General features: G+C 61.6%; 4 protein-coding genes. 2 read left to right on the top strand and 2 right to left on the bottom strand.

Annotation, left to right across the window (positions count from 1 at the left end; translation table 11 throughout):
* Positions 1-55: 55 nt before the first annotated feature.
* Both B3187_RS02390 and B3187_RS02385 read left to right on the top strand, forming a co-directional pair.
* The gene (locus B3187_RS02390; RefSeq protein ID WP_286804458.1) at positions 56-2,104 is read left to right on the top strand and encodes a diguanylate cyclase domain-containing protein; all 2,049 of its coding nucleotides are present in this window, start codon (positions 56-58) and stop codon (positions 2,102-2,104) included.
* 103 nt (positions 2,105-2,207) lie between these two features.
* Positions 2,208-3,275 carry a CNNM domain-containing protein gene (locus B3187_RS02385; protein WP_286804456.1) on the top strand — a complete coding sequence of 356 codons (1,068 nt, stop codon included), beginning with the start codon at positions 2,208-2,210 and terminating at the stop codon, positions 3,273-3,275.
* 8 nt (positions 3,276-3,283) lie between these two features.
* On the opposite strand, the gene B3187_RS02380 is transcribed toward B3187_RS02385, so the two are convergent.
* Positions 3,284-3,658, bottom strand: a complete 375-nt coding sequence (locus tag B3187_RS02380) for a hypothetical protein (RefSeq protein WP_286804455.1) — start codon at positions 3,656-3,658, stop codon at positions 3,284-3,286.
* Positions 3,659-3,837: 179 nt separating this feature from the next.
* Positions 3,838-4,785: an EF-P lysine aminoacylase EpmA gene (gene epmA, locus B3187_RS02375; protein ID WP_286804454.1), complete on the bottom strand. Its 948-nt coding sequence runs from the start codon at positions 4,783-4,785 to the stop codon at positions 3,838-3,840.
* Between the last annotated feature and the right edge of the window lie 131 nt (positions 4,786-4,916).

The following is a 4,916-nucleotide window of genomic DNA, read 5'->3' as shown; positions in this document are numbered from 1 at the left end:
CCGACCGCCACCCATCCGAGCCACCGAATATAACGAGGATGTCTGCTTGCTGAGAGTGTCATTTGTTGTCGGGCTTTGTCTCAGCCTGCTCACGCTGTGGACGCCACTGGCCGCCGCCGAGCCCCGCAGTCCTCTGCAACAGACCGGCCGCTGGGTCGATTTACCCCCCGACAGCGACGTCTCACAAGCCGCCCCACCCCGCCATCAACTGAACACGGTTTCCGTCCAACCCGCCGGCGGCGGTGTCCTCTGGTACGAACTGGAAGTGACTCTGGATGAGCCAGCAGAGCTGGTACTGGATTTCGCGAGCTCATCCACCCTCAATGAGTTTGTGCACCGCATCTACGACGGCGACAACCGCCTGCTCCTGACGCTCAGCGGTGGCCTGCAACAGGACCAGGATTACCAGTACTTCCTGCGCCACGGCCGATCTCTGAATCTGCCCGCGGGAGAGTACCGGATTCTCACCCGGATGGAGAGCCCGTTCTACCTGGCCCTGCCCGAACCCCACCTGTTTGACCGTCAAGACTACGAGCGCCGCATTCCTCTGACCCAAAGCCTGACCCTGGTCGGCCTGGGTATTTTTTTCGCCCTGATGTTCTATTACGCCGTCATGGCGGTGTGGCGACAATCCCGCACAGACCTGCTGTACGCTCTGTTCATCCTCGGCAACCTGCTCTACAACGGCGCCGCCCTGTTGGTGTACAGCCAGTTGTTTGGCTGGACCTGGTTCTACCTGATCAGCACCCCCATTCTGTTTTCAAACGTCGTCTATATCGGGTTTGTCATGCGCCTGTTGCGCATAAACCGAGACACCCACCCGGCGCTGTTCTGGCTGGGCATGACGGCGATCGGGGTGCTGGTCAGCTTCTGGCCCCTGGCGCTGTTCGCGCCCAACTGGTCGCTTGAGTTCTGCCGGGTCGGGGTCGCGATTTTTGCGCTCTACGGGCTGACCTGTGGCGTGGCGCGCAGCCTTCAGGGGAGCAAGGTGGCCCGCCTGTACCTGTTTGCCAACGCCGCCTTTGCGGTGCCGGCGCTGCTGGCCATCTCCATGAAGAGCACCAGCAACCCGATCTTTCTGGTCGAGCACCTGGGCATGGTGGCGGTGTTGATCGAGGTATTGCTGCTCGCCCAGGTGGTCAGCTATCAGATCGGCCAGGTGTACAAGGCCCGGGCCGAGGGCGAGGCATCCCTGGAGCGGATTCAGCTGCTGGACAATCTGACCGCCCAGGCCCCGGGGGTCATTTACCAGTTCGAAATGGCCCCGGACGGCCGCTTTCGCATGCCCTTTTCCAGTCGGCGCATTGAGGAGTACCTGGAAATCACGCCCACTGAGGCCAGCGAGGATATCCAGGCGGTCTTCGATCGGGTGCACCCCGAAGATTACAACGACCTGTTTGCCTCGATCATCCAGTCCGCCCGCCACCTCACCACCTGGCATATCGAGTTCCGGGTGGTACTGCCCGTTCAGGGAATGCACTGGCTTGAAGGCCATGCCCAGCCGGAACGGCTGGAAGACGGCACCACCCGGTGGTACGGGTTCATCAGCGATGTGACCGAGCGCAAACAGATTGAAGAGCACATGCGCCACATGGCCCAGCACGACCCTCTCACCAACCTGCCCAACCGGGCCCTGTTCGCCGACCGGCTGGAGCAGGCGCTGCGCAGCGCTCAACGCCACCGCACGCAACTGGCCCTGATGTTCATCGACCTGGATGACTTTAAAGTGGTGAACGATCACTACGGGCATGAGCTGGGTGACGAGCTGCTCAAGCAGGTATCCCAGGCCATGACCGTCAACCTGCGCGCGGCGGACACGGTCGCCCGCATGGGCGGCGATGAGTTTGTGGTTCTGCTGGACGACATCACCGGCCCCGAAGAAGCCCACACGGTGGCAGAGAAGATCCGTCATGCCTGTGCCCAGCCGTTTCAGGTTCGACAGATCCCCATGCACATCTCCACCAGCATTGGCCTTGCGCTATACCCGCACGATGCCCTCACCGACGCCGACCTGATTCGCGCCGCGGATCAGGCGATGTATCAGGCCAAGGAAGCCGGCGGCAATCAGATCCGCGCCGGTTCCGGGAACTATCCCAACACATAAGCCTCAATCGGCGCCGCCCGCCGTATAACCCCTCCTGTGGGCAGGCCATCGAGTGCCTGTTATCATCCGGCACAACACGCCATTATCCGACCTGAGCCAAACCATGACACTGCTGATAGTCTACGTTCTGATCGCCCTGGGTATCTCGTTTCTATGCTCGGTGGCCGAGGCGGTATTGCTTAGCACGACCACCGCCTACACCAGTCTGAAGCAGCAGGAGGGCAAGCGTTCCGGCCTGCTATTGGCCGAGCTGAAAGCCACCATCGATCGCCCCCTGGCCGCCATTCTGACCCTGAACACCATCGCCCACACCGCGGGCGCCGCCGGCGCCGGCGCCCAGGCCACCGCCGTATTTGGCAGCGCCTACCTGGGCCTGTTCTCGGCGGTACTGACTCTGCTGATTCTGGTGCTGTCGGAAATCGTGCCCAAAACACTGGGCGCCTATTACTGGCGCTCACTCGCCCCCATGACCGCCTACGGTCTGCACTACTTGATCATTGTGCTCTACCCGTTTATCAAAATGTCCGAGTTCATCACCCGCCTGATCACCCGGGGTGGCAGCCAGTCGTCCGGGCTCGATCGGCACGAGCTGACAGTCATGGCTGATCTCAGCTCCGAGGAAGGCCACCTGGACGAGCGCGAATCCGGCATCTTCAAGAACCTGCTGCTTTTGCGTCACACGCCCATCAAGGACACCATGACGCCACGCACCGTGCTTTTTTCGGCGGACGAGGAGCAGACCATTCACGACTTTCTGACCAGTCACCACTCGGTGCCCTTTTCCCGTATTCCGGTGTATGCCGGTGACCCGGACAATATCAACGGGATTGTGCTGCTGGATGACCTGCTACTGGCCGAGGCCCGGGGCGAAGGCGATCAGCTCTTGCGACGTCACCGCCGCGCCATTCCCGCGCTGCTCGACAGCATGCCACTGACCCAGGCCCTGGAAGAGTTTCTGCGCGAGCAGACGCACATCATTCTGGTGGTGACGGAGTACGGTTCGGTGGTGGGCATCATCACCCTTGAGGATGTGCTGGAAGCACTGCTCGGGCTGGAAATCGTGGACGAAAAAGACAAAACCCGGGACATGCAGGAACTGGCCCGACGTCGCTGGCGCCGTCAGGCGGCTCGCCTGGGCGTATCTACCACGCCCGACGACGGTGAGCGCTAGTTCCGCGCCTACCAATCCAGGTAGACGTCCTTGGGATCAAATTTGTAGCTGACCGGAAACTGCTGGTGTGCGTCCCGCAGGGCATTGATACACCGCTGAGCCTCCAGGCACCACACGGGGTGAACATCATCACTGACCCGGTAGCCCTGAGCTCGCAAAGCGGCGGCTATCGCCCGCCGGGCGCCATTGGCCTGACCCAGGCAGTGATAGGGGCCCTGCTGCTGGGTTCTCGCCGGCCGGCGATGGTCCCCGGCAAAGGCAAACAGCGTGTAATGTCGCTGCTCATCCTGGCGCAGATGCATCTCCACCCGTTCGTGATCGCCTCGGATCATGACCAGGGGCTGGTCGTTGGCGGGAATCGACTCGTCGTAAATAATCTGCATGACGGCCTACCTCACTGAATTGTCGTTGTGAGGGTGTCGTCCCGTCTGCACGCGCTTTTGTTTGTCTCAACGTGCAGCCCACAGGGAACTACCGGCACCTACTATTAAGCGTATCAGGTGCCAGGCGGTTCACAAGCTAATGTCGTCATAGTATGACGCTATGATGACAGTTTCCTGCGTTACAGACGATCAACGTCGAAGGCCAGGACATCGGCAATATGGGACGCGCCGCTCAAGCACATCAGCAACCGATCCACCCCCAGGGCCACGCCGGCGCTGTCCGGCAGGCCAGCGGCCATGGCGGCGAGCAGTTTGTCATCCGAAGGGTAGACCGGTAAATCCAGGGCACGGCGTTTTTGTTGATCGGCGAGGAAGCGACCGCGCAACTCGTCGGCATCGGTCAGCTCCCAATACCCATTGGCCAACTCCATGCCGCCGATAAACGCCTCAAAGCGCCGGGCCACAGTCTGCCCCTGGTCGTCGGTGGCCAGGCGGGCCAGGGCGGCCTGACTGGCGGGATAGTCGTACACAAAGGTCAGGCCGTCGCCGAGGGAGGCCTCCAGCTCATGGGTCACCAGCAGATCGAGCCAGAAGTCCCGATCCTCGTCCTCCGCCTCGATATTGATTCGCGCTTTTGCCAGCGCCGCCAGCTCAGCCACCGAGGCGGTGTGCGGATCGATCTGCAGGTGCCGCTCAAACCACTGGCGATAGCTCAGGTAGGTCACGTCCAGGCCCGGTATCAACAACTCGATGAGTGCCTGAACTTCCCCCATCAGCGCCCGGTCATCCCACCCGGTGCGATACCACTCAAGCAGAGTGAACTCCGGGTTGTGTTTGCGCCCCCGCTCACCGTTGCGAAACACTTTGCCCAGGGCGTAGATCGGCCCCGCCCCCGCCGCCAGCAGGCGCTTCATGGCAAATTCAGGTGAAGTCTGCAGGTAATAGGTACGTCCCGCGCACTGAGCGGTGACCGAGTCGATAAACGGGTCAGTCACTGCCGCGGCGCCCATCACCGGCGCTTCTATTTCCAGCACCTCGCGCTCGGCAAAAAATTGCCGAATACGCTGGTACACACTCGCACGCAGACGCACAAGTTCCAGTGAGGCGGAAGGCTGCCAATCAGTCATGGGCGGAACATCAGGGAGGAGAAAGGAAAGCACCACCCGACCGACGTCGGGTGGTGGAGGCGGGCATCAGTCTTTGGACGCGCGCCCCAGGTATTCGCCTGTACGGGTGTCCACACGGACCACATCGCCCA

Origin of the sequence: Marinimicrobium sp. UBA4209, assembly GCF_002381585.1 — a bacterium.
GTDB lineage: Bacteria > Pseudomonadota > Gammaproteobacteria > Pseudomonadales > Cellvibrionaceae > Marinimicrobium > Marinimicrobium koreense.
Note: the sequence above shows the minus strand (reverse complement) of the source record. Positions and strands in the feature narration are given on the sequence as shown.

Bases quoted from the DNA above. Each gene is read 5' to 3' on its own strand.
- epmA (WP_286804454.1), bottom strand. From the start codon at position 4,785: ATGACTGATTGGCAGCCTTCCGCCTCACTGGAACTTGTGCGTCTGCGT.
- B3187_RS02380 (WP_286804455.1), bottom strand. From the start codon at position 3,658: ATGCAGATTATTTACGACGAGTCGATTCCCGCCAACGACCAGCCCCTG.
- B3187_RS02385 (WP_286804456.1), top strand. From the start codon at position 2,208: ATGACACTGCTGATAGTCTACGTTCTGATCGCCCTGGGTATCTCGTTT.